The following is a 26892-nucleotide window of genomic DNA, read 5'->3' as shown; positions in this document are numbered from 1 at the left end:
ATGCAATGAGAGGACGCATTTGGCCTTTTCTCCGCTTGATCGTCGCGCTTTTTCTGGTCGCAGTCTGCTCCCAGGGACAGGCCGCAGACCTTCGTGTTCAGGTTGCTCCGCTGCGGCCTGCCGGCTGGCTGCTTGGCGATGTGGTGCCGGTTACCATCCGGATTGACAGTCCGAATGCGACGCTGCAACAGTCCTCGCTCCCCGTTCCGGGTTCCCTGAACTATTGGCTCGATTTGCGCTCGGTTGTCGTTGAGCAAAGTGGTTCGGGTGCAGATACCGTTTATACGCTGACACTGAATTACCAAACCTTTTATGTCCCGCTGGATGTGAACCGTCGCGAAATCCCGGCGCTTGATCTGCTTTTCAGCGACGGTGCGTCAGAGCAGACGATTAGGGTTCCGCCTCAGGTGTTTTACATGTCGCCCCTGCGCGGCGTGGCGCAATCGGGCACGGAAGTGTCGGAACAGATCCGGCCGGATGTGCCGGCCGGACGGATAGATGAAAAGCCCTTATGGCAAAGGGCTGGCGGGCTGATTGTGCTCGTCCTGCTCTGGCTGCTGCTACTCTCGATGCATTATTCAAGATGGCCTTTTCACCAGCGCCAGGCCCGTCCTTTTGCCCGTGCCTATCGAGCCATCCGAAAGAATCTGAAGCGTGCAGATCATGAATCTTACTCCCGCAGTCTGATTGAACTGCATCGCGCACTGGATGCAAGCAACCAGACGCGTCTGATGTCCAGTGATGTCAGTGCCTTCGTTGCCCGCAATCCGCGATTTGCGCCCGTGCAGGATGACCTTGCGCTTTTCTTTACGGCTTCGGCAAGCACCTTTTTTGGTGGTGCTCCGAGACAGACCGATCCGGGGCTGACGGCGGCAAGATTACTGGATATAGCCAGCCGTCTTGCGGCGACCGAAAGGAGAGGCTTATGAACGGGCTGTTGCGAGACCTGTCAGTTGACTCGCCTCATTTGTTGTGGCTGCTGCCGCTGGCCCTGCTGCCTTTTATTCTGCGGCCGCGCCGGCAGTCCGATTGGCCCTGGCTGGGAAGCGTGGGCACGGATCCTTTTTCCGAAATGGTCGACTGGGGGTTAAGAATCCTTGGCTGTGTTGCATTGCTTGCGCTTGTTCTTTGCATGGCCGGATTGCACTTGAAAGGCGGGACTGTTCAGAAAATCGGCGCGGGCGCGCATCTGGTTTTACTGATCGATCGCAGCTCAAGCATGAATAGCAGCTTTGCGGGCAGGATGCCGACCGGTCAGGAGGAATCCAAGGCGGCTGCAGCCAAACGTTTGCTCAAAGGGTTTGTCGATGAACGCGAACAGGACCGCATCGGGATGGTGGCCTTCTCGACCATGCCCCTGTTCGTATTACCGTTAAGCGACAAGCCTGATGCTGTCAACGCCGCTATTGACGCAATCGATCGTCCCGGTCTTTCGTATACCGATATTGGACGCGGGCTCGCAATGGCGCTGTCGGCATTCGACAATGACAATGATCCGCTGGCATCCCGAGTTATTCTGCTCGTATCCGACGGGGCGGCGGTTATTGACATGCGTGTGCAAAATGCACTGAAAAAGGCAGTGGCGGCCCGACCTGTACGGTTGTACTGGCTTTTTCTGCGCACAGCCGGTGCCGCAGGAATCTGGGATGCGCCTGCAGATCCGTCCGAGGACACCCCTCAGGCAATGCCCGAGCGTCATCTTGATATTTTCTTTAAATCGCTCGGGATCAACTATCGCGCTTTCGAAGCAGAGAATGCGCAGGAGGTGGGTGCTGCGATCGCGGAAATTGACAAACGCGAGAAGGCGCCCCTACGGTACACAGAACATATCCCGCGTCGCGAACTGTCGGGGTATTTGAGCGCGCTTGCGGCTGCCGTGCTGTTATTGCTGCTCGCGGTGCATTGTGCGCAAAAAGTGGTCAGTACAGGTTCGATAAGGAGCAGGCATGGCCGGCAATCCAAGCTCACTGCGTAGTCTGAACCGGTGGCCATTGTACCGTCGGGTGGGTGGCCGGGCGTTTGCCTGGATCCTGTGGCTCGGATTGGGCCTGACCCTTTGCGCGCTGCTCGCGACACTGATGCAATTGTATGGGGCCAGGTCTGATAATAAGACCATCGATGCACTGGAGCGCAGAGAGGACATCGTCGTGGTCGAACAGGCCTCGCCGGAGGTATCGTTTGCGCGCCTGCGTTTTCTGGCCGCCGTGGGCCGTCTGGATGAGGCGCTGCCGTGGGTAGAGCGGCTTGCCGCACAGGCGCTGGTGCAGGACGGAACGGTTGCCTCCGAAAAATCGACCGACATTGCCGTTTGGTCACTCTATAACATGGGCAACGCGCGATTGCGTCAGGCTCTGGAGTTGCTCGGCAGCACCAGGACAGAAGAAGCCCCGTCGCTGGTCAGGCTCGCCAAGGAATATTATGTTCGTGCCTTAAGACTGGACGCCAGTTTCTGGGATGCCAGATATAACCTTGATATCGCTTCACGCCTGGTGCGCGATTTGCCGCCTGCAGAGGTTTCCGAAGAAGACGAATCGCCGGAAAAACCGAAACGTCTCTGGACGGATTTGCCGGGCCTGCCCAAGGGGCTGCCATGAGACTGCCTTCAGTCCTGGATTATCGATTCTGGTTACTGCTTGCGGCCTTCTGTTTGAGCGTCATCGCCAGTTTTCAGCCTCAGTGGCGCACGCAACAGGACAGACCGGAAGTCCTGTTCGTCGTCGATATTACCGGCAGCATGAACGTGCGCGATTATGGTCCTGAAGGACACTTGCATAGCCGGCTTGACGAGGTCCGGCAACGACTGCAGCAGACACTCGTTCGCCTGCCTTGCGGCAGCCGTGTCGCCCTGGCTGTCTTCTCCGAGAGGCGGGCATTTTTGCTGCTTGAACCGATAGAGGTGTGTGAAAACTTCGCATCCTTGTCGGACACCATCGCGGAGCTGGACTGGCGCATGGCCTGGGAGGGAGACAGTTACATTACCAAGGGTCTGGAGTCCGCGCTGGAGATGGCAAAAGGTATGAATTTGAGCGTGGTCTATATGACCGATGGCCATGAGGCGCCGCCTTTACCTGCGGCGCAGACGCAAATCGGCCACATGATGATGCAGGGCGAAGCCGAAGTCCGGGCGCAGACGCTGAATAGATCGCCATCCCCGCGGGCTGACGCCTCTGCTGCAGAGGGCGTAATCGTGGGTGTGGGGGGGGCAAAACTGTCGCCCATTCCCAAATTTGATGAGACGGGGCACCAAATCGGTTTTTTTGGCGCTGATGAAGTTGAACAGGAAAACCGCAACGGCCCGCCTCCAGCCGACGCAGCCAACCGGGAAGGCTGGCATGCCCGAAATGCGCCTTACGGCGCGCGGCCCGCAACTGGTGTCGAACATTTTTCGTCGCTTAAGGAACCCCATTTGCGATCACTGGCAACGGCATATGGGCTGGCCTATACAACCTTGGGCAGTGCCATTGATCTGAGCAAGACCATCGTGGCGCATTCGAAGAAACATCAAGTGGCAACGCCAGTCCGCCTGACTCCCTATTTAGCTGGATTGGCGTGTGCATTGTCCGTGATTTTTTATATGTCGGCCTTTTCCGGGGTGCGCCGTCGCGGTCTGTTCCGCTCCGCCGGACACCCGGCCAAGTCTGTTTCTTTTACTTCCTGAAGGAGATGCAATTGATTAAAGCAACATTGATTACCGCACTTTTTTGTACCGTGGCCATTGCGCCTGCTGATGCCCACGGTCCGACACCCAAGAAAATCGAAGAGACGGTCAGTATTTCTGCACCCGTTGACAAGGTCTGGAAAACGGCCGGGCAGTTCGGCGAGATTGCCGCCTGGCATCCGGATGTGAGCAAAAGCAGCGCAACCAAGGGAAATGAACCGGGGTCAGTGCGTGAACTGACACTCGAAAAAGGCGTGATCAAGGAGAGCCTGGACGAATATGATGAAGGTGCTCATTCATACAGCTATCGGATGGATGGCGAAAATCTGGAAGCGCTGCCTGTCAGTTCCTACTCCTCAACCATGACTGTGCAGGCCGATGGCGAGGGGAGCAAGGTGTCATGGATCGGCCGATTCTATAGAGGGGATACAAGCAATGAGCCGCCTGAAAACCTGAACGATGAATCGGCGATCGCAGCGATGACGGCAATTTATAAGAACGGGCTTGCCGGTCTGAAGAAAACGGTAGAAGGCAAGTAGGATGCGCAAGGGCTACTTAAGCGGGCCGGCGCGGTTTGTTATCAGTCTTTGTGCCGGACTGGCAGTGTGCTGGCTGCCCGGTCCGTCCGGGGCGCTCGCGACCGCTGAGCCCGTTTATATAGTTAGCCAGGATGGCAATACCGTGAGCGTACTGGACACCGTCAATGGGTCTGTGGTCTCCCGGATTGAAGTGGCAGACAAGCCGGTATTCATCGCGGTCTCGGCCGATGGTAAGCGAGGCTATGTCACCCATCCGGACAGCGCGCGCATATCGGTCCTGAATCTGCCTGAAGAACGGGTGGAAAATACTTATGATTTTCCGGGCGAGCCTTTCTCGCTGGCTCTCTCTGCGGATGAACGATCGCTTTTCGTATCTGACTGGAAAGGCAATGCTGTCGTCAGGCTCAATGCCGAGGACGGCCGGGAGACCGGTAGAATTGCCGTGGGTAAGGCGCCTGCGGGACTGACGCTGGATAGTGCCTGCAAACGGCTTTTTGTGGCTGACCGCGCAAGCGCTACTGTGAGTGTGATTGACGCAGATGCGTGGACGCTTTTGCGCGATATTGAGGTAGGAGCTTCCCCTTTTGCCGTTGCGGCGCACGGCAGCCAGATTTATGTCGCTAATGTCAAGGATAATACACTGAGCCGTCTCGCCGCGGACTCGCTGCAAGAGGTGTGGCGTACCGGGATGCAGGCCATGCCTTACGGTATTGCCATTTCAGACGATGGTGAACAAATATGGGCGACTGCCCAGCAAAAAGGCGTGCTGCAGCGGATTAATGCTGACGGCAGTGCTACCCCGGTTTCAGTCAAAGTCGGTCGCTATCCGGAAGGGGTCGCCATTATGGGCGATCGTGGCTACGTCGCCAACTGGTTTGATGATGCCATTGCGGTCGTGGATTTGAACCAGGCGAAGGTGACAGAAAAAATTGAAGTCGCCGCGGGACCGCGTATCGTGGCGAGGCGTTCCTCGTGCAAAAAAGAATAGTCGGAAAGGCAGGGAGGCGGGTATGTGGGTAGTGAAGCTTGATGGTGATCTGGCGCACGACAGTACGCTTAATTTGTGGCTTGCACAATTGGGGACGTTGGGCGGCGGCAGAATCATTATTGTGCCGGGTCGATGGCGTGGCGGCGATTTTATTCGGGATATGAAAGCGCGCTGGGGGTTTGACAACGTGGTCGCCCATAACATGCTGGTGTTATCAAGGGCGCAGTACGGTCTGATGCTAACGGCACTGTCGCCACAATTGACGCCTGTTGTTAATGCCAGTGCTGTTCGTGATGTGCTTGCGCGTGGCGGCGTAGCAGTGTGGGTCCCGTTGTCTCTTATGCGGGAACGGCCGGATGAATTAACCTCGGTCTACATGTCATCAGATTGTATCGCAGCCTGGCTGGCCAACCATTTGAAGGCGGAACGACTGGTTCTGGTCAAGAGCCGTCCCTTTTTTCCGAGTGCCGGGATCTCCCAGCAAATTCGGGACGGCGTGTTGAATCCACAATTTGAACAATATGCGAAGCAGATTGCCTGCCCGATTAATTTGTTGCATAAAAGCGAATTGTCGCAGTTCCATGACATGCTGCTCAATGGAGATACAGCGGATCTATCTGCGGGCTATCCCCGTGATCTGCAGTAGTAGGAGAAGAAACGGTCCGCATTGGCCGGGCAGGAACGTATTACAAATGTGAAGGGCTTATGGCCGGACGGGCGAAAGTATAGCAAAGAGCTGGCCCGGTGCAATTGCAATGCTAGGGTATATCACTAATTGCGCAAACACTGCGCTGCGGGTAAAACGATTATCAATGCCCTCTAAAAAACGAGCAGTATATAACCATTAGTGAACATTTAACGATACTTTCTGGGAGGAAAGATATGAGTGAGGATATCGTTCAGCGGGTGATGGCAAACCCGAAATACAAGGAAATGACCCGCATGCGCAGCATGTACGGCTGGGTTTTTTCTGCCATTATTCTCGTGGCCTATTATGTCGGATTTATCGGCATTATCGCATTTGACAAACAGCTGTTTGCGCAGTCCATCAGCGGGGGCGCCATGACCTGGGGCATTCCTGTTGGCTTTGGCCTGATGATTCTGATTATCGCGCTTACGGGCATCTACATTCTGATCGCCAATTCCAAATTTGACGCGATGGAAAGAAGTTTGTTGAATGATGTAGGGGTATCACATGAATAAAGGTGTATCGCGATTTTTGATCGGTATCGCGTTTACCGGTCTGTTTCTTTCTCTTGCCTACGGCGCAGATGCCGTGGGGGAAACCACCAAGCAGCAGGTCAATTTAACGGCGATCATTATGTTCGTCGTTTTTGTTGGGCTGACGCTTTTCATCACCAAGTGGGCTGCGGCCCGAACCAAGTCGGCGTCAGACTTCTATACGGCCGGTGGCGGTATCACGGGCTTTCAGAATGGTCTGGCGATTGCCGGCGATTATATGTCTGCTGCGTCGTTCCTGGGCATTGCCGCCCAGGTCATGGCCAGCGGCTATGACGGGCTCATTTACTCTATCGGGTTTCTGGTCGGCTGGCCGATCATCATGTTCCTGATGGCCGAGCGGCTGCGCAACCTGGGCCGGTTCACGTTTGCCGATGTGGCCAGCTATCGTTTTGCCCAGGCACCGGTGCGCACGTTTGCCGCTTGCGGCACCATCGTGGTGGTGCTGTTTTATCTGATCGCCCAAATGGTCGGGGCAGGCCAGCTGATCAAGCTGCTGTTTGGTCTGGATTACTGGATTGCCGTGGTCATCGTGGGTGTGCTGATGATGGTGTATGTGCTGTTTGGCGGCATGACCGCCACGACCTGGGTACAGATCATCAAGGCGGTCATGCTGCTTGCCGGCGCGACGTTCATGGCTTTCATGGTCATGAAACTGAACAACTTCTCTTTCGAGGCCATGTTCGCCAAGGCGGTTGAAGTCAAGGCGGCAGGCGCGCAGGCGGCGGGCAAAACAGCTGAAGAGGCGGCTGCTGCGGGCTCGTCCATCATGGGGCCGGGCTCGTTCATCAAGGATCCGATTTCCGCCATTTCTTTCGGGATGGCGCTGATGTTCGGAACGGCGGGTCTGCCGCATATCCTGATGCGCTTCTTTACCGTTCCCAATGCCAAGGAAGCACGTAAATCCGTGTTCTGGGCCACAACCTGGATCGGTTACTTCTATGTGCTGACGTTCATTATCGGCTTCGGTGCGATTATTTTCGTGTCGACCAATCCCGAATTTCTGGATGCCAAGGGCGGGCTGATCGGCGGGGCCAATATGGCGGCCGTGCACCTGGCCGACGCCGTGGGTGGTCATATCTTCCTGGGCTTTATCTCGGCGGTGGCCTTTGCCACAATTCTGGCTGTGGTGGCCGGTCTCACGCTCTCCGGAGCCTCTGCCGTTTCCCATGACTTGTACGCATCGGTTTTCCGCAAGGGTAATGTAGATTCTGCGACCGAGTTGCGGGTCTCACGGATCACGACCTTTGTTCTGGGTATTCTGGCCATTCTGCTGGGCATTCTGTTTGAGAAGCAGAATGTGGCCTTTATGGTGTCGCTGGCCTTCGCCATTGCGGCATCGGCCAATTTCCCGGTCCTTTTCCTGTCTATCATGTGGAAGAGAATGACTACACGCGGTGCCGTGATCGGCGGTTTTCTGGGTTTGATTTCTTCGGTTATTCTGACGATCGTGTCTCCCGATGTCTGGGAGGTGACACTGGGTAATCCGGCGGGCAGCTCGCTGTTCCCATATAAATCGCCTGCGCTGTTTTCGATGATCATTGCCTTTGTCGGTATCTGGTTTTTTTCGATCAGCGACAAGAGCAAGCGTGCAGCAGTGGATATTGCCGGCTATGACGCCCAGCGCGTTCGTGCCGAAACGGGCATCGGCAGTAGCAAGGCATCAGCTCATTAATCAGGGTGTTTGCTAGATAAAAACGCGGCTTCGGCCGCGTTTTTTGTTGAATGCGTCGCTTAAAAGCAACGATTGAGACAAAGATTTAAAGCCAGAGGGCAGGGGGCTTGCAATAAAAACAGATTTCTCGCTATAATCATTTTCTTAATTGATCCCCGATAGCTCAGTCGGTAGAGCGACGGACTGTTAATCCGCAGGTCACTGGTTCGAACCCAGTTCGGGGAGCCATCAATTTACTCAGTACCTTGTACTTGGCAGTACAAACAAAGCCAACCACCTTTTCAGGTGGTTTTTTTGTGTCCAAAATCAGCGGGAAACCACCTTCACCGTGCGAACGCTTTTGGTCAACCTGAGTGTCTGGGCCTTATTCAAGCGCCTGGCTTCTTCTTCTGCAAACTTTCTTTCCCCTGACTCATACGATCCTTTAAAGATACAGCTGCTGCGCTTGCTGCATTCTTTGGTGATGGGTGCCGATGCGGTGGATGTGGCTTCTTCCCTGGAGGTGCCGCAGCCGACCGCTGAGGTCAATAGAAATAGCACGAATCCGTACCGGGTGAGCGCGCGCATAGGCATGTTTTCGGCTCCTGAGGGAAAAAGCCTTTTATAGCACGACCGTCAATGGATTCGCTTCATCAAAAGTGTAAAACCGATAACAGCAGCTTACAGGGGTAAGGCGCCCGGGAGTGCTGAATCAATTGCGTAAATTGTGGGATAATTCTTTGAGTTCTGATTAGCCGGGAATGTGTTTCGGAAATGACGCGGCTCATTTTGTCGGAGCGATGGTGGGAGTCGCTGCCATTCAACTTATGTTCAGGGGTGCAAGATGAAAGGATTTTTCCAGTATATGGCCATATGCCTCGTCAGTCTGGGTCTGGCCGCCTGCAGTGTGCCCGGCAAAACCGATATCATGGGGAATGCCGACTATTTTGATCCGGTCTTCCTGAACAGCCATCTGGTCAAGGACAAGACAACGGTGTCCGAAGCCGTGCAGGTGTTCGGCGAACCGGATCGGACCACTCGCAATTCCAACAATGAAACCACGCTGAAGTACGTGCGCAAATCATCCGGCAATATGGCGGGCAATATGGTGGGCGCCGTGCCGATCGTTGGCCCGGTTGTCGATTCGGCAGGCAAACTGCTGAACCCGGGCAAAACCGATATGGGTCAGCAGGTGCTGGAGATTAAGTTTGTCAATGATGTTTTTCAATCCTGGGAAATGTAATGCCCGGGACCCCCAGGTGACCGGGATCCGGCCGCCTTTATTTTTTATGGAGTATGCCGTATGAAAGGGTTTGTCGATGATATCGAGGAATTGACGTTAAACAATGATCTTTACCGCAAGGTGTTATACACGGGCAAAAATCTGCAATTGGTGTTGATGACCCTGCAGCCTGGCGATGAAATCGGCGAAGAGGTGCACGAGGGTCATGACCAGTTCTTTCGCATCGAAGAGGGCGAAGGCAACGTGGTCATTGATGGCGAGACGCATGCCGTGAGCGATGATGACGCGGTCATTGTGCCTGCCGGTGCCCGGCATAATGTGATCAACTCAGGGGATCATCCCTTGCGTCTGTACACCATTTACGGACCGCCCGAGCATCGTGACGGCGTGGTGCATGCCACCAAGGAAGATGAGCAGGAAGAGCACTTTGATGGTAAAACCACAGAGTAAAGCGGCGCAATGAGTGCCGCGGCAATCACCGAGTTACAGACCTTCGTGCACCGGCACGCGGGTCTGCTGGTGATTACCGGTGCCGGTTGCAGTACTGACTCGGGTATCCCTGCCTATCGGGATACCGACGGTGCCTGGATGCGGCCTCCGCCCATGACGTTCCAGAAATTCATGAGCGGCGAACCGGCACGCCAGCGCTATTGGGCGCGCAGTATGGTGGGCTGGTCGCTGTTTTCGGGCGGCAGGCCCAATGCCGCGCACCAGGCCCTGGCCTCGCTTGAGGCAAAAGGCTATACCGGCCTGCTGGTCACACAAAATGTCGATGGCCTGCACCGGCAGGCGGGTCAGTCCCGCTTGCTGGAGCTGCATGGTTCTTTGGCCAGCGTCATTTGCATGCAGTGTCAATGCCGGCTTGATCGCGCTGATTTTCAACAGCAATTGCAGCAATGCAATCCCGACTGGGTGCACATGACAGCGGTCATGGGTCCCGACGGGGATGTGGATCTGGAGACGGATTTTTCGGCTTTTTGTGTTCCGCCCTGTCCGCGTTGTGGCGGTATCCTCAAGCCGGATGTGGTATTTTTTGGAGAAGCGGTGCCGCGACCCCGCGTCGATGCTGTTTATGCGGCGCTGGATAAGGCCAGCGCAGTCCTGGTGGTGGGCTCTTCGCTGATGGTATATTCCGGCTATCGGTTTGTACGGGATGCAGTCAGGCAGGGCAAACCGGTGGCGGCAATTACCCAGGGTCGTACCCGTGCCGATAACGTGCTGGCATTCAAATTGAACACCGCTTGTGCACCTGTGCTGTCCGCGCTGGATACGGTGCTGGAGCCGTTCGCAGTGGCTGAATCCGGATCGGAAGCCCCGGCGGGACCCTTTGATTTATTTCAGGTATAGCGTGGTTGCCCACAGTGAGAGCAGGCCAATGGTGACAAAAAAGGCCAAGACATAGCCTAACAGCATGAGCAGGGTTTTACGTTTTCGGTCCATGATCGTTTCTTTAAATTTCCACCTGTCATTATACGACCTGTTTTGAGGGGAAGGCTGCTGCCGCCTTACAAAAGAGGCGGGCTCAAGCTATAATTCAAATTTCCTGCTACGGCCCTTTTCGCGGGGCCCTTATTCCAATGACAAAGTATGTATTCGTTACGGGCGGCGTGGTCTCTTCGTTAGGCAAGGGAATCGCCGCCGCGTCATTAGCGGCTATCCTTGAATCGCGTGGCCTGAAGGTCACCATGCTCAAGCTGGATCCCTACATCAACGTGGATCCCGGCACAATGAGCCCTCTGCAGCACGGTGAGGTCTTCGTGACCGAAGACGGTGCCGAGACTGACCTGGACCTGGGACATTACGAGCGGTTCATTTCCGCCCGTATGCACAAATTCAACAATTTCACGACAGGCCAGATCTACGAATCCGTACTGCGCAAAGAGCGCCGTGGCGACTATCTGGGCAAGACTGTCCAGGTCATTCCGCATATCACAAATGAAATTCAGGACTTCATCATCCGCGGCGCCCGCCAGGCGTGGGATGGCCAGACCGATGTCGCGATCGTAGAAATCGGCGGCACAGTCGGCGATATTGAATCCTTGCCGTTCCTCGAGGCCGTTCGACAGATGAGTCTGCGCCTGGGGCGCAATGGCGCCGCATTCGTGCACCTGACGCTGGTGCCGTTCATTGCCTCTGCCGGGGAACTGAAAACCAAGCCCACGCAGCACTCTGTACAGAAATTGCGCGAGATCGGCATTTATCCGAATGCGCTGTTGTGTCGCGCCGATCGTGAAGTGCCTGAAGACGAACGCGCCAAGATTTCGCTGTTCTCCAATGTGCCGCTGGACGCCGTGATCTCCGTATGGGACGCCGATTCCATTTACAAAATTCCGTCCATGCTGCATCACCAGAAGCTCGATGACCTGGTGTGTGATGCCCTGGCGATTTCTCCGCCACCGGCCGATCTGTCCATGTGGGATGGTCTGATCGATGCGCTGGAGCATCCGCAGCATGAAGTGCATATCGGTATGGTCGGCAAATATGTTGATCTGACTGAATCCTACAAGTCGCTGATTGAAGCCCTGCAACATGCGGGCATTCACACCCGCTCAAAAGTGATTATCGACTATATCGATTCGGAAGACCTGGAAGGTGGCGCAACCGACAAACTGTCATCGCTGGACGCCATCCTGGTGCCAGGCGGCTTCGGCAAGCGCGGAACAGAAGGCAAGATCCGCGCGATTCAGTATGCGCGTGAACACAATGTGCCTTATTTGGGTATTTGCCTGGGTATGCAACTGGCCGTGATTGAGTTTTCGCGTCATGTCGCCCAGCTGGGCGGCGCCAATAGCACTGAATTTGATCCGGCTGCACCACACCCGGTAGTGGCCCTGATCACCGAATGGATGGACCGCGAAGGCAAGGTTGAAAAGCGCACGGCGTCGTCCGATCTGGGCGGAACCATGCGCAAGGGCGCGCAGCGTTGTCCTGTGAAGGAAGGCACGCGCGCCTACGAGATCTATGGTCCTGAAGTGAACGAGCGGCATCGTCATCGCTACGAAGTCAACAACGTTTACGTGCCGCGTCTTGAAGAGGCCGGCATGGTCATCAGTGCCCGTACGCCCACCGAGAATCTGCCGGAAATGATGGAACTTCCAGCTCATCCGTGGTTCATGGGCGTACAGTTCCATCCCGAATTTACCTCAACGCCGCGCAACGGCCATCCGCTGTTCACGAGCTACATCAACGCCGCGCTGGAATACCAGAAAAAGCGGCAGAACCAAGGATAGGGTACAGATCATGAATCTATGCGGCTTCGACGTCGGTCTGACGAAACCTTTTTTTCTGATTGCCGGACCCTGCGTGATCGAATCGCGCGAGATGGCGTTCGACACCGCGCGCACCCTGATTGAGATCACCGGGCGTCTTGGCATTCCCTTTATCTACAAAAGCTCTTTTGACAAGGCCAACCGCAGTTCCGGCAAGTCTTATCGCGGTCCCGGTATGGACGAAGGCCTGCAGATCCTGGCCGATGTGCGGGAACAGCTGAACGTGCCGGTGCTGACCGATGTTCACGACATCACCCAAGTGGCGCGGGTTGCCGAGGTCGTCGATGTCCTGCAGACGCCGGCATTCCTGTGTCGCCAGACGGATTTCATTTCGGCCTGTGCTGCCACGGGCAAGCCGGTCAATATCAAGAAAGGCCAGTTTCTGGCGCCGGCCGATATGCTGCAGGTGGTCGCCAAGGCCAAAGCCGCAGCCATCGAGGCAGGCGGCGACGGTTCCAATATCATGGTGTGTGAACGGGGCGCCTCTTTCGGCTATAACAATCTGGTGTCGGATATGCGTTCGCTGGCCATCATGCGCGCAACCGAATGCCCGGTCGTGTTCGATGCCACGCATTCGGTGCAGTTGCCGGGCGGGCAGGGCACGTTTTCGGGCGGGCAGCGCGAGTTTGTACCGGTGCTGGCGCGCGCGGCCGTCGCGGTCGGGGTCGCGGGGCTGTTCATGGAAACCCATCCGGATCCGTCCGTGGCCCTGTCCGACGGACCCAATGCGGTGCCGCTCGGGCATATGGAAGCCTTGCTGCAATCGCTGTCAGCGATCGACAGCATCGTGAAAAAACAGGGTTTTATCGAAGATCAGTTCAGCGCCTAGCTTGGTGCTGTCACCCATACAATTATCGGCGGCGCCGATGACTGACTGAATCGCCGTACTGCCTCAGGGCGGCAGGCCGTCCCGGTGAAGTACGATGCCGGTGCGTACGAAGAACGGGAAGCATGGTTACCAAAACGATCGAAGTGAATGAGGAACAATCGGCAACGGGGCGGCTGCTGCCGTTTCGACAGTCGTTGATGGCCGTGCTGGGCATCTGCTTCGTGGGTATGCTGGTTGGCCTGGACCAGACCATTGTGGGTACCGCGTTACCCACCATCGTGGCTGAGCTCAACGGGTTTGAGCTTTATGCCTGGGTCGGGACTTCCTATTTGCTGACCTCCGTCATCACCGTTCCCATCTGTGGCCGATTGAGTGATTATTATGGACGCAAACCCTTTGTGGTGGCGTCCGTTATTATTTTCACCATTGCCTCAATGCTTTGCGGCATGGCGGGCGACATGACGCTGCTGGTCCTGGCCCGGGCGCTGCAGGGGATCGGCGGCGGTATGCTGGTCGGCACGGCCTTCGCCTGCGTACCCGACCTGTTTCCGGACGCCAAAGTGCGGCTGCGCTGGCAGATTCTGCTCAGTTCCTCTTTCGGTGTCGCTTCAGCCGTCGGCCCCTCTCTCGGGGGATTTCTGACGGAGTATTACGGCTGGCGATCCGTATTCTATGTGAATCTGCCGGTCGGACTGATCAGCCTGTTCTTTATCTGGCAATATCTGCCCCTGATCCGCTATCGCCGTGATCAGGCGATTCGGCTTGATTGGCAGGGGGCCTTGCTGATTGCACTGTTCCTGGGGTGTTTGCAGTTGGCAGTCGAGCTGTTCGCGACGCATGGGGTTTCGTGGCAGGTGGCCGTGTTTTCTGTGGCCTCTGTGCTCGCCTTTATCTCTCTCATTCTCTGGGAGCGCCGTTGCGCGTATCCGCTGCTGCCACTCGAAGTATTCCGGGATCGCAGCCTGGCGACCATGTTCATTCTGTCGCTGCTGACCGGTTTTGTCATGTTCGGCATGTTGTTTTATATTCCGCTTCTGCTGCAAAGCGGGTTCGGGTTGTCGCCCAATGACGCCGGCATGCTGGTAACGCCGCTGGTTGTCTGTATCACGTTTGGCAGCATACTGAGCGGACGCGTGGTCATTCGTCTGGCGCGGCCCAATCTTATCCTTTATATGGGTTTTGTGCTGACGGGCATTGCAGTCGCTGGCGTTGTGCTTTACGATCGGCATATGTCGCAGTGGCTTTTTGTGGCGTATATGACGCTGGGGGGTGTCGGGCTTGGTTTTATCATGCCCAATTTGACCATTTTCAGCCAGGAACTGTCGGGACGGAGCAATCTGGGTATCGTGACTGCGCTGGTACAATCCATTCGCATGATTGGCGGTATGCTCGGAACGGCTATTATCGGCGCCATGGTCAATTTTTATTTTGTGGCCGGCATACAGCAGGAAGCACGCACCATGCCTTCTCAGGAGATGGTCGGCGCATTGTCCGACCCGCAATTGCTGGTGCGCCCGGATAGTCAGACGGAACTGATCGCGCAAATGGCAGCGCTTGGCCAGGACGCCCGGCCATGGCTGCTGGCGGCACGGGAACACATGGTGGGCGCGATCGAGTCGGGCCTGATCGTGGTGCTGATTGTAAATGTGGTGGCCTTGCTGTGGCTGTTCAGGCTGCCGCTGATCCGCTTTAACAGCCTGGTGAGCACCCGGGTTGAACAGGAGCCGCGCAGGCGCCGCCGGCGTCTGCGGCGTCGTAGAGAAAAGTAACGTCCCGCCAGGTGGTGAGCGCTACGACGGGTAGTGAGTGCCTGACCGGGAGCGCTGCAACTGGCAGCTGACGGGACAGGACGGTGGCCTTGACAGTCAAGTTCCGAGCCGGTGGCATCAGGCAAAAATTGTAAAAAATACGATACAAGTTTGATTGCCCCTGCGTGCAAAATTACAAGATTGGCTGAGTAAGGTACAATCTACGCAATCAAATCCCATCAAAATTACTGTTTATCAGGCAGGAAAGTCATAACCATGAGTGCAATTGTTGATATTATCGGTCGCGAAATTCTGGATTCCCGCGGGAATCCGACGGTAGAGTGTGACGTGTTGCTTGAATCCGGCGTTATGGGTCGGGCTGCGGTGCCCTCTGGCGCCTCAACCGGCGCGCGTGAAGCCATTGAGTTGCGCGACGGCGACAAATCCCGCTACCTGGGCAAGGGCGTATTGAAGGCGGTAGAAAACGTCAACACCGAAATTTCCGAAGCACTGATGGGACTGGATGCTCAGGAGCAGACCTTTATCGATCATACGTTGATCGATCTGGACGGCACCGAGAGCAAGGAACGCCTGGGCGCCAACGCATTGCTGGCCGTCAGTATGGCCGTGGCCCGCGCAGCTGCCGATGAATCCGGTCTTTCCCTGTATCGCTATTTCGGTGGCAGCGGCCCCATGAGCATGCCTGTACCCATGATGAACGTCATCAATGGCGGTGCGCATGCAAACAACACGCTGGATATGCAGGAATTCATGATCCTGCCGGTCGGCGCCACCAGTTTCCGTGAATCGCTACGCATGGGTGCAGAAGTATTCCATGCCCTGAAAAAACTGATCCACGGCCATGGCATGTCTACGGCAGTAGGTGATGAAGGTGGTTTTGCGCCCAATGTGGCCAACCACGAGTCAGCCATCCACCTGATTCTGAACGCCATTACCGAAGCCGGCTACGAGCCGGGCACACAGATCGCGCTGGGTCTCGATTGCGCCAGCTCGGAATTTTTCCGTGACGGCAAATATCATCTGGCAGGCGAAGGCAATATTTCCCTGACTTCAGCGGAATTTGCCAATTTGCTGGCATCCTGGTGCGATAAGTACCCCATCATTTCCATCGAAGACGGCATGGCCGAAAACGACTGGGATGGCTGGAAAGTGCTGACCGAGCAACTGGGCAAGAAAGTGCAGTTGGTGGGCGATGATCTGTTCGTGACCAACACCAAAATTCTGAAGGAAGGGATCCAGAAAGGGGTTGCCAACTCTATTCTGATCAAGATCAACCAGATCGGTACGCTCACAGAAACCTTTGCTGCGATTGAAATGGCCAAGCGCGCGGGCTACACCGCCGTGATTTCACACCGCTCCGGAGAAACCGAAGATTCAACCATTGCCGATATTGCCGTGGCCACCAATGCCATGCAGATCAAGACCGGTTCGCTGTCGCGTTCCGATCGTATGGCCAAATACAATCAGTTGCTTCGGATTGAAGAAGAACTTGCAGAAGTGGCCCGCTTCCCGGGTCTGGATGCGTTTTACAACATCCGCTAAGCGCTTTTTGCGCGAGCATTGAGACCTTGTCATGCGCTTACTCTACCTTGCCCTGATGGTCGCTTGTGTTGCCATTCAATACCCGTTGTGGTGGGGCGAAGAAGGTTGGGCGCGCGTGACAGTGCTCAAGCAGCAGCTGGAGCTGCAGGAAGAAAAAAACAAGGCTCTGCTGGCACGTAACAACGCAATGGACGCCGAGGTTCATGACCTTAAAACAGGCACGGACGCGCTGGAAGATCGTGCGCGCATTGAGATGCGCATGATCAAGAAGGACGAGACCTACGTCCAGATCCTGACGCCTAATGAGCCGCAGCCGCAGGTGCCGGTCAGCTATGAAGTACCGGCGCCGGCTGACGGCAAAAAAGCTGAAGTAGCGGCCGCAGACAAACCCAAGGCGGCGGCCAAAACAACCGCCAATGCCCGGACGCAGGCAAAATCCGGCGCGAACCAGGGGCGCACAAAATCTGCACAGCCCAAATCAGCCACGTCGTCCAGATCTCAACAACAATAATCTGTAGAAACAATAGCTTGAACGACTGAGTACCAAGTCCCCGTAGATTGACGGCCCCCGAACCGGGTACGAATCAGTGACCTGCGGATTAACAGTCCGTCGCTCTAACGGCCGAGCAGTTGAGAATAAATTAAGAAAATGATTCAAGGCCGGCAGGCCGATTCGTTGATCAGCAGATCTTCAGGCGCACCTTGTATACCAGCACCATTGCGCGAGGCTACCTCCGGCGCCGAAGCGTTCGAGGCATCACTGGCTGCAGTCGAGACCGATGGTTTTGCGCCGGATGTCTGCCCGGCGGGTTCGGTCCGGTTGTGGACACCAGAGGTCTGCGGCTTTTGCGGCGTATGGGGGGGTGCTGCGGGTCTGTTGGCAGCCAGGCCCGCACGCTGCGCATAATGCACGTGGCGGGTTTCGCCGGACTGCCAGAATACGGGGTGCGACTGCATTTCGATTGCGATTGCCGAGACGATGGGCAAGGCTCCTTGAGTCGCCGCTGCTGAGTTGGCGAGACCCGTGGCTGAAAAGACGCTGCGCAGCAGGGTACGCATGCCCGGCACCACAGGCTGGTACAGATAGCGCACCTGCAATTGAAGCGTGTTGGCATCATAGATCGTGCTGCCTGACAGCTGACCTTTGCCGTGCTGTTGATGTTGCCGGAATTGATAGTGATTATTGATGGCCGGCAGGCCGGTTGTCAGGGCGATGGGCAGGTCTTTTTGCATAAAGTCGGCAAATTCCGCTGCCGACGGATGCAGGATGGTGATGTCCCATGCCAGACCACCGCTTGTCTGTTCAAATTGATCCAGCTCGAACATCATGCGGGCTTGCGGGTTGCGACCCTGTCCCGCAGATGCAAATAAAGGCGTCAGGCCGTTCAGAAAGGCGTTTTCAATCGCTTGTGGTCGTGCATGTGCGACACTGCCCGCGCGAGCCGCCTCAAGCAGCGCCAGATTGACGGCTTCGCGCGTCATATACCAGCGCGACGCTTCAAAGGTGGCCATGGCGGAAAACAGCAGTGGAACAGCGGCGACAAGAAATTCAATAGTGCCGACGCCGCGCTGGCGTCGCAGCAAAGCCCTGTCGGCATGCCGAGGTTTGCCGCGGCGTGTCATGGCAGATAAGTGCTCAGGCGGGCAAGGGCAGGTGCGCAAAGAGGTAGCAGGCAGAATGTTCATCATTCTGCCAGTGTGCGCAATTGATGAAAAAAAGTATAGTGTGGCTTGTGGCACTGGATCATCTGACCCAGCACCGGATGGCAGGCAGCGCCCCGTCAGTGTTCGACGGGTTTGTCCGGGTCTGCGCTTGACTGCCCGTCGATAAACAGACGGGCGCAATCGATGGCGTCGAAAGAATAGGGTTTGCCGCAGAAGTTGCAGGCAATATCGACTTTTTCCTGTTCGCTCAGAATGCTTTCGATTTCAGCCTGCCCCAGCATTTTCAGCATATTGGCGACACGCTCGCGGGTGCACGGGCAGAACCAGCGCACCGGCTGGGGTTCGAACGTGAGCAGCGGCTCTTCCCAGAACAGCCGATGTATAAGGGTATCGGGTGATTCGCTCAGCATTTCCTGGGTAGTCAGCGTCTGGGCGAGAATACCGGCGCGTTGCCACGACTCGTGGTGCGTTTCCGTATCTTCGGCTGTCCCGCCATGATCGGGCAGCCTTTGCAGCAGCAGGCCGGTCGCACGGCTGCCGTTGGCGGCCAGCCAGATCCGGGTATCCAGTTGCTCGGACTGCTTCATGTAATGCTCCAGGACCTGGGCCACCGAATCACCCTGCATGGGAACAACGCCCTGATAGGGTTGCTGGCCTTCCTGGCGGTCTGCTGGGTCCAGAATGACAATGAACCGGCCATTGCCGTTACTGTTGAGCAAGGATTGGAAGGTGGCATTGTCGGGCACCACCAGTTCCTGTCGCAGTTGAACCGTGGCGCGCAGGCTCAGGTCGGACTGACACTCAACCACGATCAGCGCCAAAGGCCCGTCGCCCTGCAGCTGCAGAACGAGTGAGCCGTTGAATTTGATATTGGAGGCGAGCAGTACCGAGGCGGCGCACAGTTGACCCAGCAGGTCGCGTACGACCGGCGGGTAGCTTTGGTGGGCCAGACCGGTCAGCCAGGTTTCGGTCAGGTCGACGGTCTGGATGCGGGTGCTGCGATCTTCCAGGAGGTACTTCTGTAAATGGTCAGTTGTCATGATAAATGGCGCGCAGCCGGTGTTACGCCAGGCGTTTGAGACTCCGGCTGTAGCGCTGGCCCTGTTTTACGTAGTGAGCCGTATTTTTGTGGATGGTCGCGATTTCCTCGTCGCTCAGGGTACGGGCAATCTTGCCGATACCGATCACGAGTGAACCATCGGGAATGTCTTTGCCTTCGGTGACGATGGCACCGGCGCCGATAATGCAGTTTTTGCCGATGCGCGCATTGTTCAGTACGATGGCCTGCATGCCGATCAGTGAACCTTCGCCGATGGTGCAGCCATGCAGCATGGCCTGGTGGCCAACGGTGACGTTCTTTTCAATCGTCAGCGGAACGCCTTCGTCAACATGAAGAACACTGCCTTCCTGAACATTGCTGCCTTCCTGGATAACGATCGGCGCATTGTCGCCGCGAATGGCCACATTGGCCCAGATACTGACGTCTTTTTCCAGCGTGACGTTGCCGATAACCGTTGCGCTTTCGAAAACAAAAGCGCTGGGATCAATCGTGGGTGCCAGCTCATCGATCTGATATACCGCCATGGTTTATTACTCCGTTACTCGCCCGTTGTGGTCGTGGTGTCGCGCCATACGTAGCCATCTTTATCAATATGGCCGCGAATCGCGGTGGGAATCCATTCCAGGGGTTCGGCCTGCAACGGGTGAATCTGGGCACCGGACCAGTATTGCAGCGCGACGGCCGGATCGGGATAGTCATTCTGATCAGTCCGGTTGACGGCGATCCAGCCATTCTGGCCCGTTTTCACGGGTTTGCCGGCTTCATCGACCACCATGATACGGTGGCCCGGATAGACGCGGCCCATGCTGCCGGCGCGAGGCGCCCATTTTTCCTGGCTTTCACCAATAATATAGCCAAAGCCCAGCGGGGCCGCGACGATGTTGATATCGATACCAAAGCGTTGTCTGGCCCATTCGCCCAGGGCCGGCTCGTAGTCGGTATCCTGGCAACTGATGCTGCGGATGGCCAGTTCGAATTCTTCCAGGGCATCGGGATAAGCGCGAATACGCTCCAGATCCTGGCCCGAGGCGTAAATATTGGTGATCTGGTAATGTTCGAGCAGGGTGAATAGTCGCGGAATGGTGCGCCCGGCCGGACAACCGACAATGGATTTGCCGAAGTACAGGGTCGGCAGCAGCGCATTCAGCAGCCCGTTGGGACTGTTCCAGTCGTAGGAGGTCCAGAAAATATCGTTGGTTTTGGGAAACCAGTTTTGAGACGCGACAAAGCCAGGCAGGGTGCCGATCAGGGAACTGTGATCGAGCAGCACACCGCGCAATGGCTGGTTTTCCGAGGGGGCCGGATAAATCAGGATTGCCGGGGTCGCGGCGCTCACCACGTGCGGGGTAAAGGTAGAAGGTTGCCGCGCCAGCAGGGTGCGCCAGGAAATAATACGATCATCATCAGTGTGAATGCCGATGATCTGTTTGACCGACGAGTGATTATCCACGGCAGACATGAGCGCCGTGATGGAATGCTTGTCCACCACCGCTACCCGCGCCTGTGAGTCATGCAGTCTTTCCGCATATTCAGGACCCGTCAGCGAGGCGGTCAGGGGCACGACGATAGCGCCGACCGTCAGGACGGCCAGCTGGGTGATGGCGCTTTCGGCCGAGTGCTGCAGGGCAACGGCAATGCGGTCTTGCGGCTGAATACCCATGCGGATAAAGCCGTTGGCCAGCTTGTTGACCTTTTCGGACAACTGCCCGTAGGTCAGTAATGTCAGCTGCCCTACCTGATCTTCGAAATAAACGGCGACCTGACGGGCTTCGTGCGGGCTGGAGGCCCAGCGATGACAACAGGCATCGGCTATATTGAATACCGTGGGCACCAGCCATTCAAATGATTTGTAGAGTGACGAATAATGATCGGTCATAAGGTGGCGTAAAGAATCAGAATCGGGAGTGCTAATAAAGTAGGGCAATGCGTGCAAAAATGATCCTGCACGTTGCCCATGGACCTCTGATTCTATCATTGAATCGCCGCCGGGGATAGATCGACCAGACGGGTGCCGGCCAGCCTGTCATGCAGCATCAGACCGTTCCGGTCAAACCAGCTATAGACAAAATTCAGAAATGGCGTGACCACAATGAACATGGTGACCGACGGCCAACCCAGGGAGGCCGAGACGACGTAGACAAGATAGGCGCCTGCCAGCGGGATCGGCCAGCACAGGAGATAGCGCAGCACCAGCTGTCCCCAGGTGGGCTTGCCGCCCTGGCGGTCAACCAGGCGGATATTCCAGGTTTTCATGGGCAGCGTCTGGCCGTGCTTTCTCCAGCACAGCACGAAATACAGACCGATGGCCACAAACAGCACGGCCTGGCGCGGGCCAAGCAGCATCAGGCCACTGCGGCTTTGCGTCAGGGTGTCGAAAATATAATCGGTAAAAAATACCACGCCAAACAGCAGGACGGCTTCGTACATCATGCAGGCAAAAAGGCGCAGGCGGGAAGGGCGGCGCGACAACCGGGTCGCGTCAGAAGGAGCAGAGGAGTTCATGCGGTCAATATCAGGGTTTGCGGTAGCTGTCGGCAACCATTTCAAATGCAAAAAGGCGGCAGTCAAGGGCGCCATTGTACAGTGGCGTACGGCGCCGGGGTTTGAGGCGCAGTTTTCCGGGCAGTTCCAGGTCGCTGGAAATCACGTGAACCTGCCATCCCGCAAATTCCTGTTTCAGGCAGGCAGACCAGTCGCGCCAGAATTTGTCGTCCTGCTCGTCCAGGCGTTCGCCGTAGGGCGGGTTGGTGACCAGCCAGCCTCTATTCATGGGCGGCTGCAGATCCAGCGCGTTGGCCCGCGCAAACTGAATAGAATCGGGCGCCAGATTGGCGCGCGCCAGATTTTCACGGGCGGCTTCCAGCGCGTGGGGGTTCAGGTCGCAACCGAAAAGCGGAGTCTCCAGTTGCGGCGCGATTCGACTGTGGGCGTCTTCCTTGAGTGCGGACCATTGTCGGGCGTCAGCGTTGCGCAGTCGCTCGAATCCGAAAGGACGGTTGATGCCCGGCGGCACACCCTGGGCGATCCAGGCGGCTTCAATCAGAATGGTGCCGCTGCCACAAAAGGGGTCCAGTAACGGTTGGGAAGGATCCCAGCCGGCCAGGGCCAGAATGCCGGCCGCCAGATTTTCACGCAGCGGGGCCTCGCCCTTGTCCAGGCGCCAGCCGCGCTTGAACAGTGACTCGCCCGAGGTATCCAGGTACAGCGTGCCCGAATCCCGGGTCAGGAACAGGTGGACCCGTGCGTCGGGCCTGACGGTATCGATACTGGGTCGTTCGCCTTCACGGTCGCGCAGACGGTCGCAGATTCCGTCTTTGGCCTTCAGGTTGCAGAACATAAGGCTTTTCATCGGGCTCTGTATGGCAGACGTGTCAACCCGCAGCGTATGCTCGGCGCCGAACCAGCGTTCCCAGGGCGTATCGTAGGCCAGTTCGTAAATGTCGTCTTCCTTGAGTACCAGGCCGTGTCCCACCTGCACCAGAATGCGGGTGGCCAGCCGGGAATACAGGTTGGCGCGCAAAATACCGGCCCAGTCTGTTTCAAAGGCGCAGCCTGCGCGCCCCTTTTCCACGTGTTCGAAGCCCAGCGCCTGCATTTCTTCACACAGAATTTCTTCGAGACCCTGCGGGCAGGGCGCAAAGACGCGAAAGGTTTCGGTCAGGCGTGAGGAAGGGCGGGAAGCCGATTGCCTTTGTGTGCGTCCGGTACGCTCGGTGTTGTCTTTGGGTCTGGCCGTACTGCGCTTGTCCTGCACGCCGTCGCCCTTGGCGAAACTGCGCTTGTGATCGACAGGACGGGCGGGTGCGCCCCGGTTGAGACGCGGTCCTTGTGCTTCGCGTACCGGGTTTGCGCGCTGTGCGCGTGTATCCGATTGTCGCTCCGGCAGGGCGCGCTGAGGCCGGGCAGGCCTGGCCTGGGCTTGGGCCTCGCCTGTACGCAGGCGATTCTGGGCCACAGCGCGTGCCCGGGCGCCGGACCGTACCCGGGGTTTGTCCTCACTGTCGTTTTCAGGGCGTGGAGAACGACCAAGGCTCAGTTTCTTGCGGGCAGGAGGCGTATTATCGTCGGTCATGGCTAGGTTTTTCAGAAAGGTTTGGTGACCACAAGAATGACCACCACCAGCAGCAGCAATACCGGTACTTCATTGAACCAGCGGTAAAAGACATGGTCGCGCTGGTTGCGGCCCAGTTCAAACTTTTTATAGATGCGAAAACAGGCGTGATGGTAGCCGATAATCAGCAGAACAAACAGCAGCTTCGCGTGCAGCCAGCCATTGGTCAGTCCGATCCGGTAGTACAGCATCAGAATCAGTCCAAACGCCACAGCGGGGACTGCCAGCATGGTGGTAAAACGCAGCAATCGCTTGGCCATGCCCAGCAGGACCGGGTAGACCGGGCCGTCCTGGGGTTGCTGGGCCAGGTTGACAAAGATGCGCGGCAGATAGAACAGCCCGGCAAACCAGGCCACCACGAACACAATATGAAGCGATTTGATCCAAAGCATACGATTTTTACCCGCGCAACTGACCGTTGCCTTCGAGTACCCATTTATAAGTTGTCAGACCCTCAAGGCCAACCGGCCCCCGCGCATGCAGGCGATTGGTGGAAATGCCGATTTCGGCTCCCAGGCCGTATTCAAAGCCGTCGGCAAATACCGTTGGTAAATTCACATACACCGAGCTGGAGTCGACTTCCCGCTGAAACCGGTTGGCCGCGGTCAGACTGTCGGTGACGATGGCTTCCGTGTGGCCGGAACTCCACCGGGCAATATGCACCATGGCCTCATCAATGGAATCGACAATGCGAATGGCCAGGATGGCCGCCAGGTATTCGGTCGCCCAGTCTTCGTCTGTAGCCGGCGCGGCCTGGGGAACCAGTTGCCGGGTGCGCTCGCAGCCTCTGAGTTCCACGTCTTTTTCGATATAGGCAGCGGCCAGCGCAGGCAGGATTTGTTGCGCGACATCCTGATGCACCAGCAGTGTTTCCATGGAGCCGCAAACGCCATAGCGATAGGTTTTGGCCTGAAAGGCGATGTCATGGGCCATTTTCAGGTCTGCGTCACGGTCAATATAAACATGGCAATTGCCATCGAGGTGGCGGATCATGGGCACGGTCGCCTCGGCTTCAAGACGCCGGATAAGCCCCTTGCCACCGCGCGGAATGATGACGTCCACGTAGTCCGCGAGGGTGATCAGGCGCCCTACGGCTGCGCGGTCGGTGGTGTTGATGGTTTGGACGGCATGCGTGGGCAGCCCGGCATGGGCCAACCCTTCCTGGATGATCTGGCCCAATGCCTGGTTGGAGCAGAAGGCTTCACTGCCGCCGCGCAAAATGGCCGCATTGCCGGATTTCAGGCATAGCGCCGCTGCGTCGACGGTGACATTGGGACGCGATTCATAAATAATACCGACTACCCCAAGTGGAATGCGCATTTTTGACACGCGCATGCCGTTGGGCCTGATCCGAGTTTCGCTGCGACTGCCGACCGGGTCTTCCAGTGCGGCGATCTGGCGCAGGCCGGTCGCCATCAGCGCGAGGGATTTGTCAGAGAGGGTCAGGCGATCGAGCATGGCCGGTTCCAGGCCATTTGCTCGGGCTTTTTCAACATCCTGGGCATTTTCTGCCTTGAGCACCTCGGCCTGCGCTTGCAGGCGGCTGGCGATATGAAGCAGGGCGGCCGATTTCTGGGCGTCGTCGGCGCGCATCAGTAATCGGGAGGCGGCCCTGGCCTGCTGGCCGTAAGCCAGCATGTCTGCATCCAGGGTCGTTGTTGTACTCGTGTCGGTCGTCATAATGGAATCAGTGGGTAGTTACGGTTGCGTCGGCCATACGCAGCACCAGTCGGGCCATTTCCTGCCAGGGGTCGGTCAGCCGCCCGTCTGCCGGGAAGCCCTTGAACAGGCGGTCAATGTCGTGAGCGTGCTGGACCAGCCCCATGATCTGCGAAAACGGCAGCCGGTCCAGTGTATTGATGATTAATTGGTCCTTGGGCGGAAACAGGCCGAGCTTGCGTGTCAGATTGCGCGGATTGTGTCCATTTTGCCTTTCCTGCGCCAGCGTGTAAAGATTGCGGATGTCATAAGTGAGCAGCCCCAGTACCATGGGCAGCGCTTCGCCTTCGGCCTGCAGGCCATGCAGCACTTTGAGTGCGCGCTGGCCGTCGCCACGCAGAATGGCATGGCTCATGTCAAAGACATTGTAGCGGCTGACGTCCAGAATGGCGTTTTCCACGTCTTCCAGCGTCAGGTCACCCTCGGGATACTGAAGTCCGAGTTTGAGTATTTCCTGATGGGCCGCCAGCAGGTTGCCTTCAACCTTGTCGGTAATCCAGGCCAGTGTGGCGGCATCGGCGCGCTGCTTTTGCCGTTTGAGCCGACTCTGGATCCAGGCGGGCAATTGCTCACGGCTGATGACCGGCGTGCTGACAACCACCGCCTGCTGTGCAACGGCGGTATACCATTTGGCCGAGGACATGGCCTTGTCTGCACGCGGCAGGACCAGGACTACGGACAGGTCGCTCAGTTGCTGGTTTGCGGCACGCGTTGCCAGCGCCGTCAGCGCTTCGCCGCCGGTTTTGCCCGGCTTGCCGGTAGGCAGTTCGATTTCCATCAGCTTGCGATCGCCGAATAGGGAAATGGATTGCGCGTTTTCTTCGATGGCATTCCAGGGGCCCGTCGCGGTCAGGCTGAGCGAGACCCTTTCGGTATACCCCTGCAGTCGGCAGGCGGCACGCAATGCATCCAGGGCTTCATTACGCAGCAACAGTTCGTCGCCGCTGATCACATAAAGTGGCTGCAACGAGACGTCCGGTTTTGCCAGATCGGCGATGAAGCGCTCGTAACTGAGGGTCTGTCCGGCCATTGCGCCTACCGCGCGAACTGCGCATCACTGCTTGTTGCGCCGCCCTGGTTGTAGCCGTTGATGACGTCATCGGAACTGATACGCCGGACCAGCTGATTGACCATCTGCGCTTCCATGTCCTGGTACAGCGTGACCATTTCCTGGGCCTTGGCCTGCGAATTGGCTTCGTCGTACGGCAGGGTACGCGTGGCAGTCAGGGTTGACGGGGCAATCAGCAACTGGCCGCTGCTGGTGGTCAGCTGAAAGGTCAGGCGCAGGGTCAGTTCGTATTCTTCGACCTGGCCCTGGGCGTTAAGCGAGACCTCGCGTTGCGACTGTGTTCTTTCCAATTGCGACAACGTGACTTGCGCGCCGGCTGTTGAATCTACAAATTGCAAAGTTGGCGAACTGGCCCTGAGCGAGCGGCGCAAATAGGCGCCAAATCGGGAGTTTTCGTCAATATTGGTGTACATGGTGGTAAAGGGCAGCGGCTTGGTGCCACGCAGTTTGAAGCCGCAGCCGGCCAGCACCAGGCACAGCAGGAGGGCGGCCAGCGCAGCCTGATACCAGCGCAAGGAAGAAGTAGAATACACCATGG

Annotated in this window: 28 protein-coding genes and 1 tRNA gene; 18 read left to right on the top strand and 11 right to left on the bottom strand. The window is 57.0% G+C overall.

Translation table 11 applies throughout. From position 1 onward, the window contains the following. The first annotated feature begins 5 nt into the window (after positions 1-5). The 10 genes from W822_RS44405 to W822_RS44360 all read left to right on the top strand — a co-directional run bounded on the left by W822_RS44405 (position 6) and on the right by W822_RS44360 (position 8327). A complete protein-coding gene (locus W822_RS44405; RefSeq protein ID WP_024007281.1) occupies positions 6-929 on the top strand; it encodes a hypothetical protein in 924 nt (307 codons plus the stop codon). Then, the gene (locus tag W822_RS44400) at positions 926-1975 is read left to right on the top strand and encodes a vWA domain-containing protein (RefSeq protein WP_031243714.1); all 1050 of its coding nucleotides are present in this window, start codon (positions 926-928) and stop codon (positions 1973-1975) included. The genes W822_RS44405 and W822_RS44400 overlap by 4 nt, the downstream gene beginning before the upstream one ends. Further along, entirely contained in the window at positions 1947-2594 is a 648-nt protein-coding gene (locus W822_RS44395; RefSeq protein ID WP_024007279.1) for a hypothetical protein, read from the top strand. Before W822_RS44400 ends, W822_RS44395 begins: the two co-directional genes overlap by 29 nt. Beyond that, positions 2591-3658, top strand: coding sequence for a vWA domain-containing protein (locus tag W822_RS44390; RefSeq protein WP_024007278.1), 1068 nt, complete (start codon positions 2591-2593; stop codon positions 3656-3658). Before W822_RS44395 ends, W822_RS44390 begins: the two co-directional genes overlap by 4 nt. 11 nt (positions 3659-3669) lie before the next feature. After that, complete coding sequence (locus tag W822_RS44385) at positions 3670-4197, top strand: SRPBCC family protein (protein WP_253272352.1); 528 nt, start codon at positions 3670-3672, stop codon at positions 4195-4197. A 1-nt stretch (position 4198) separates the two neighbouring features. Next, positions 4199-5185, top strand: a complete 987-nt coding sequence (locus W822_RS44380) for a YncE family protein (protein ID WP_024007276.1) — start codon at positions 4199-4201, stop codon at positions 5183-5185. Between the two features lie 22 nt (positions 5186-5207). Continuing rightward, a complete protein-coding gene (locus W822_RS44375) occupies positions 5208-5831 on the top strand; it encodes an amino acid kinase family protein (RefSeq protein ID WP_024007275.1) in 624 nt (207 codons plus the stop codon). A gap of 236 nt (positions 5832-6067) precedes the next feature. Further along, entirely contained in the window at positions 6068-6388 is a 321-nt protein-coding gene (locus W822_RS44370; protein WP_024007274.1) for a DUF485 domain-containing protein, read from the top strand. Then, entirely contained in the window at positions 6381-8099 is a 1719-nt protein-coding gene (locus W822_RS44365; RefSeq protein WP_024007273.1) for a cation acetate symporter, read from the top strand. Before W822_RS44370 ends, W822_RS44365 begins: the two co-directional genes overlap by 8 nt. Before the next feature lie 152 nt (positions 8100-8251). Further along, a tRNA-Asn gene (locus W822_RS44360) sits at positions 8252-8327 on the top strand. A gap of 78 nt (positions 8328-8405) precedes the next feature. Here the strand turns inward: W822_RS44360 and W822_RS44355 are convergent. Next, positions 8406-8672, bottom strand: coding sequence for a hypothetical protein (locus tag W822_RS44355; RefSeq protein WP_024007272.1), 267 nt, complete (start codon positions 8670-8672; stop codon positions 8406-8408). A gap of 271 nt (positions 8673-8943) precedes the next feature. On the opposite strand from W822_RS44355, the gene W822_RS44350 reads away from it, so the two are divergent. From W822_RS44350 to ftsB, 8 genes are all read left to right on the top strand, one after another. Next, entirely contained in the window at positions 8944-9321 is a 378-nt protein-coding gene (locus W822_RS44350) for a hypothetical protein (protein ID WP_155848226.1), read from the top strand. Positions 9322-9381: 60 nt separating this feature from the next. Then, entirely contained in the window at positions 9382-9771 is a 390-nt protein-coding gene (locus W822_RS44345; protein ID WP_024007270.1) for a cupin domain-containing protein, read from the top strand. A gap of 9 nt (positions 9772-9780) precedes the next feature. Beyond that, positions 9781-10668, top strand: a complete 888-nt coding sequence (locus tag W822_RS44340; RefSeq protein ID WP_051401868.1) for an NAD-dependent protein deacetylase — start codon at positions 9781-9783, stop codon at positions 10666-10668. Between the two features lie 230 nt (positions 10669-10898). Beyond that, positions 10899-12551, top strand: a complete 1653-nt coding sequence (locus tag W822_RS44335; protein ID WP_024007267.1) for a CTP synthase — start codon at positions 10899-10901, stop codon at positions 12549-12551. Between the two features lie 7 nt (positions 12552-12558). Beyond that, complete coding sequence (gene kdsA / locus W822_RS44330) at positions 12559-13419, top strand: 3-deoxy-8-phosphooctulonate synthase (protein ID WP_155848225.1); 861 nt, start codon at positions 12559-12561, stop codon at positions 13417-13419. Between the two features lie 122 nt (positions 13420-13541). Next, positions 13542-15188 (top strand): MDR family MFS transporter, encoded by a 1647-nt coding sequence (locus W822_RS44325; protein ID WP_024007265.1) that lies wholly within the window; start codon positions 13542-13544, stop codon positions 15186-15188. Positions 15189-15443: 255 nt separating this feature from the next. Continuing rightward, complete coding sequence (eno, locus tag W822_RS44320) at positions 15444-16730, top strand: phosphopyruvate hydratase (protein ID WP_024007264.1); 1287 nt, start codon at positions 15444-15446, stop codon at positions 16728-16730. A gap of 31 nt (positions 16731-16761) precedes the next feature. Continuing rightward, complete coding sequence (ftsB, locus tag W822_RS46240) at positions 16762-17241, top strand: cell division protein FtsB (protein ID WP_024007263.1); 480 nt, start codon at positions 16762-16764, stop codon at positions 17239-17241. A 143-nt stretch (positions 17242-17384) separates the two neighbouring features. Here ftsB and W822_RS44310 read toward each other — a convergent pair whose 3' ends face one another. From W822_RS44310 to lptE, 10 genes are all read right to left on the bottom strand, one after another. After that, complete coding sequence (locus W822_RS44310; protein WP_024007262.1) at positions 17385-18353, bottom strand: TadE/TadG family type IV pilus assembly protein; 969 nt, start codon at positions 18351-18353, stop codon at positions 17385-17387. A 158-nt stretch (positions 18354-18511) separates the two neighbouring features. Beyond that, a complete protein-coding gene (gene hslO / locus W822_RS44305; protein ID WP_024007261.1) occupies positions 18512-19435 on the bottom strand; it encodes an Hsp33 family molecular chaperone HslO in 924 nt (307 codons plus the stop codon). Between the two features lie 22 nt (positions 19436-19457). Further along, a complete protein-coding gene (locus W822_RS44300) occupies positions 19458-19979 on the bottom strand; it encodes a gamma carbonic anhydrase family protein (protein ID WP_024007260.1) in 522 nt (173 codons plus the stop codon). 14 nt (positions 19980-19993) lie between these two features. Next, positions 19994-21331 carry an AMP-binding protein gene (locus W822_RS44295; RefSeq protein WP_024007259.1) on the bottom strand — a complete coding sequence of 446 codons (1338 nt, stop codon included), beginning with the start codon at positions 21329-21331 and terminating at the stop codon, positions 19994-19996. 95 nt (positions 21332-21426) lie between these two features. Beyond that, positions 21427-21957 carry an RDD family protein gene (locus W822_RS44290; protein ID WP_031243701.1) on the bottom strand — a complete coding sequence of 177 codons (531 nt, stop codon included), beginning with the start codon at positions 21955-21957 and terminating at the stop codon, positions 21427-21429. Positions 21958-21967: 10 nt separating this feature from the next. Next, positions 21968-23527 (bottom strand): THUMP domain-containing class I SAM-dependent RNA methyltransferase, encoded by a 1560-nt coding sequence (locus W822_RS44285; RefSeq protein WP_024007257.1) that lies wholly within the window; start codon positions 23525-23527, stop codon positions 21968-21970. Positions 23528-23538: 11 nt separating this feature from the next. Next, entirely contained in the window at positions 23539-23958 is a 420-nt protein-coding gene (locus W822_RS44280; RefSeq protein WP_024007256.1) for a CopD family protein, read from the bottom strand. A 7-nt stretch (positions 23959-23965) separates the two neighbouring features. Then, positions 23966-25246 (bottom strand): glutamate-5-semialdehyde dehydrogenase, encoded by a 1281-nt coding sequence (locus W822_RS44275; protein ID WP_024007255.1) that lies wholly within the window; start codon positions 25244-25246, stop codon positions 23966-23968. A 7-nt stretch (positions 25247-25253) separates the two neighbouring features. Next, a complete protein-coding gene (holA, locus tag W822_RS44270) occupies positions 25254-26315 on the bottom strand; it encodes a DNA polymerase III subunit delta (protein WP_024007254.1) in 1062 nt (353 codons plus the stop codon). Between the two features lie 5 nt (positions 26316-26320). Further along, the gene (gene lptE, locus W822_RS44265) at positions 26321-26890 is read right to left on the bottom strand and encodes an LPS-assembly lipoprotein LptE (RefSeq protein WP_024007253.1); all 570 of its coding nucleotides are present in this window, start codon (positions 26888-26890) and stop codon (positions 26321-26323) included. Between the last annotated feature and the right edge of the window lie 2 nt (positions 26891-26892).

Origin of the sequence: Advenella kashmirensis W13003 (assembly GCF_000506985.1) — a bacterium.
Lineage (GTDB): Bacteria > Pseudomonadota > Gammaproteobacteria > Burkholderiales > Burkholderiaceae_B > Advenella > Advenella kashmirensis_A.
The sequence above is the reverse complement of the archived record's forward strand: the minus strand, read 5'-3'. Positions and strand labels throughout refer to the sequence as shown.

What these genes read in the sequence shown, in the direction of transcription:
- W822_RS44310 (WP_024007262.1), bottom strand. Translation starts at nt 18,353, where the DNA reads ATGACACGCCGCGGCAAACCTCGGCATGCCGACAGGGCTTTGCTGCGA.
- W822_RS44365 (WP_024007273.1), top strand. Translation starts at nt 6,381, where the DNA reads ATGAATAAAGGTGTATCGCGATTTTTGATCGGTATCGCGTTTACCGGT.
- W822_RS44380 (WP_024007276.1), top strand. Translation starts at nt 4,199, where the DNA reads ATGCGCAAGGGCTACTTAAGCGGGCCGGCGCGGTTTGTTATCAGTCTT.
- W822_RS44400 (WP_031243714.1), top strand. Translation starts at nt 926, where the DNA reads ATGAACGGGCTGTTGCGAGACCTGTCAGTTGACTCGCCTCATTTGTTG.
- lptE (WP_024007253.1), bottom strand. Translation starts at nt 26,890, where the DNA reads ATGGTGTATTCTACTTCTTCCTTGCGCTGGTATCAGGCTGCGCTGGCC.
- W822_RS44275 (WP_024007255.1), bottom strand. Translation starts at nt 25,246, where the DNA reads ATGACGACCGACACGAGTACAACAACGACCCTGGATGCAGACATGCTG.
- W822_RS44335 (WP_024007267.1), top strand. Translation starts at nt 10,899, where the DNA reads ATGACAAAGTATGTATTCGTTACGGGCGGCGTGGTCTCTTCGTTAGGC.
- W822_RS44285 (WP_024007257.1), bottom strand. Translation starts at nt 23,527, where the DNA reads ATGACCGACGATAATACGCCTCCTGCCCGCAAGAAACTGAGCCTTGGT.
- W822_RS44405 (WP_024007281.1), top strand. Translation starts at nt 6, where the DNA reads ATGAGAGGACGCATTTGGCCTTTTCTCCGCTTGATCGTCGCGCTTTTT.
- eno (WP_024007264.1), top strand. Translation starts at nt 15,444, where the DNA reads ATGAGTGCAATTGTTGATATTATCGGTCGCGAAATTCTGGATTCCCGC.
- W822_RS44340 (WP_051401868.1), top strand. Translation starts at nt 9,781, where the DNA reads ATGAGTGCCGCGGCAATCACCGAGTTACAGACCTTCGTGCACCGGCAC.
- W822_RS44290 (WP_031243701.1), bottom strand. Translation starts at nt 21,957, where the DNA reads ATGAACTCCTCTGCTCCTTCTGACGCGACCCGGTTGTCGCGCCGCCCT.
- W822_RS44295 (WP_024007259.1), bottom strand. Translation starts at nt 21,331, where the DNA reads ATGACCGATCATTATTCGTCACTCTACAAATCATTTGAATGGCTGGTG.
- W822_RS44280 (WP_024007256.1), bottom strand. Translation starts at nt 23,958, where the DNA reads ATGCTTTGGATCAAATCGCTTCATATTGTGTTCGTGGTGGCCTGGTTT.
- W822_RS44370 (WP_024007274.1), top strand. Translation starts at nt 6,068, where the DNA reads ATGAGTGAGGATATCGTTCAGCGGGTGATGGCAAACCCGAAATACAAG.
- W822_RS44325 (WP_024007265.1), top strand. Translation starts at nt 13,542, where the DNA reads ATGGTTACCAAAACGATCGAAGTGAATGAGGAACAATCGGCAACGGGG.
- W822_RS44345 (WP_024007270.1), top strand. Translation starts at nt 9,382, where the DNA reads ATGAAAGGGTTTGTCGATGATATCGAGGAATTGACGTTAAACAATGAT.
- ftsB (WP_024007263.1), top strand. Translation starts at nt 16,762, where the DNA reads ATGCGCTTACTCTACCTTGCCCTGATGGTCGCTTGTGTTGCCATTCAA.
- W822_RS44395 (WP_024007279.1), top strand. Translation starts at nt 1,947, where the DNA reads ATGGCCGGCAATCCAAGCTCACTGCGTAGTCTGAACCGGTGGCCATTG.
- W822_RS44350 (WP_155848226.1), top strand. Translation starts at nt 8,944, where the DNA reads ATGGCCATATGCCTCGTCAGTCTGGGTCTGGCCGCCTGCAGTGTGCCC.
- hslO (WP_024007261.1), bottom strand. Translation starts at nt 19,435, where the DNA reads ATGACAACTGACCATTTACAGAAGTACCTCCTGGAAGATCGCAGCACC.
- W822_RS44355 (WP_024007272.1), bottom strand. Translation starts at nt 8,672, where the DNA reads ATGCCTATGCGCGCGCTCACCCGGTACGGATTCGTGCTATTTCTATTG.
- holA (WP_024007254.1), bottom strand. Translation starts at nt 26,315, where the DNA reads ATGGCCGGACAGACCCTCAGTTACGAGCGCTTCATCGCCGATCTGGCA.
- W822_RS44300 (WP_024007260.1), bottom strand. Translation starts at nt 19,979, where the DNA reads ATGGCGGTATATCAGATCGATGAGCTGGCACCCACGATTGATCCCAGC.
- W822_RS44375 (WP_024007275.1), top strand. Translation starts at nt 5,208, where the DNA reads ATGTGGGTAGTGAAGCTTGATGGTGATCTGGCGCACGACAGTACGCTT.
- W822_RS44390 (WP_024007278.1), top strand. Translation starts at nt 2,591, where the DNA reads ATGAGACTGCCTTCAGTCCTGGATTATCGATTCTGGTTACTGCTTGCG.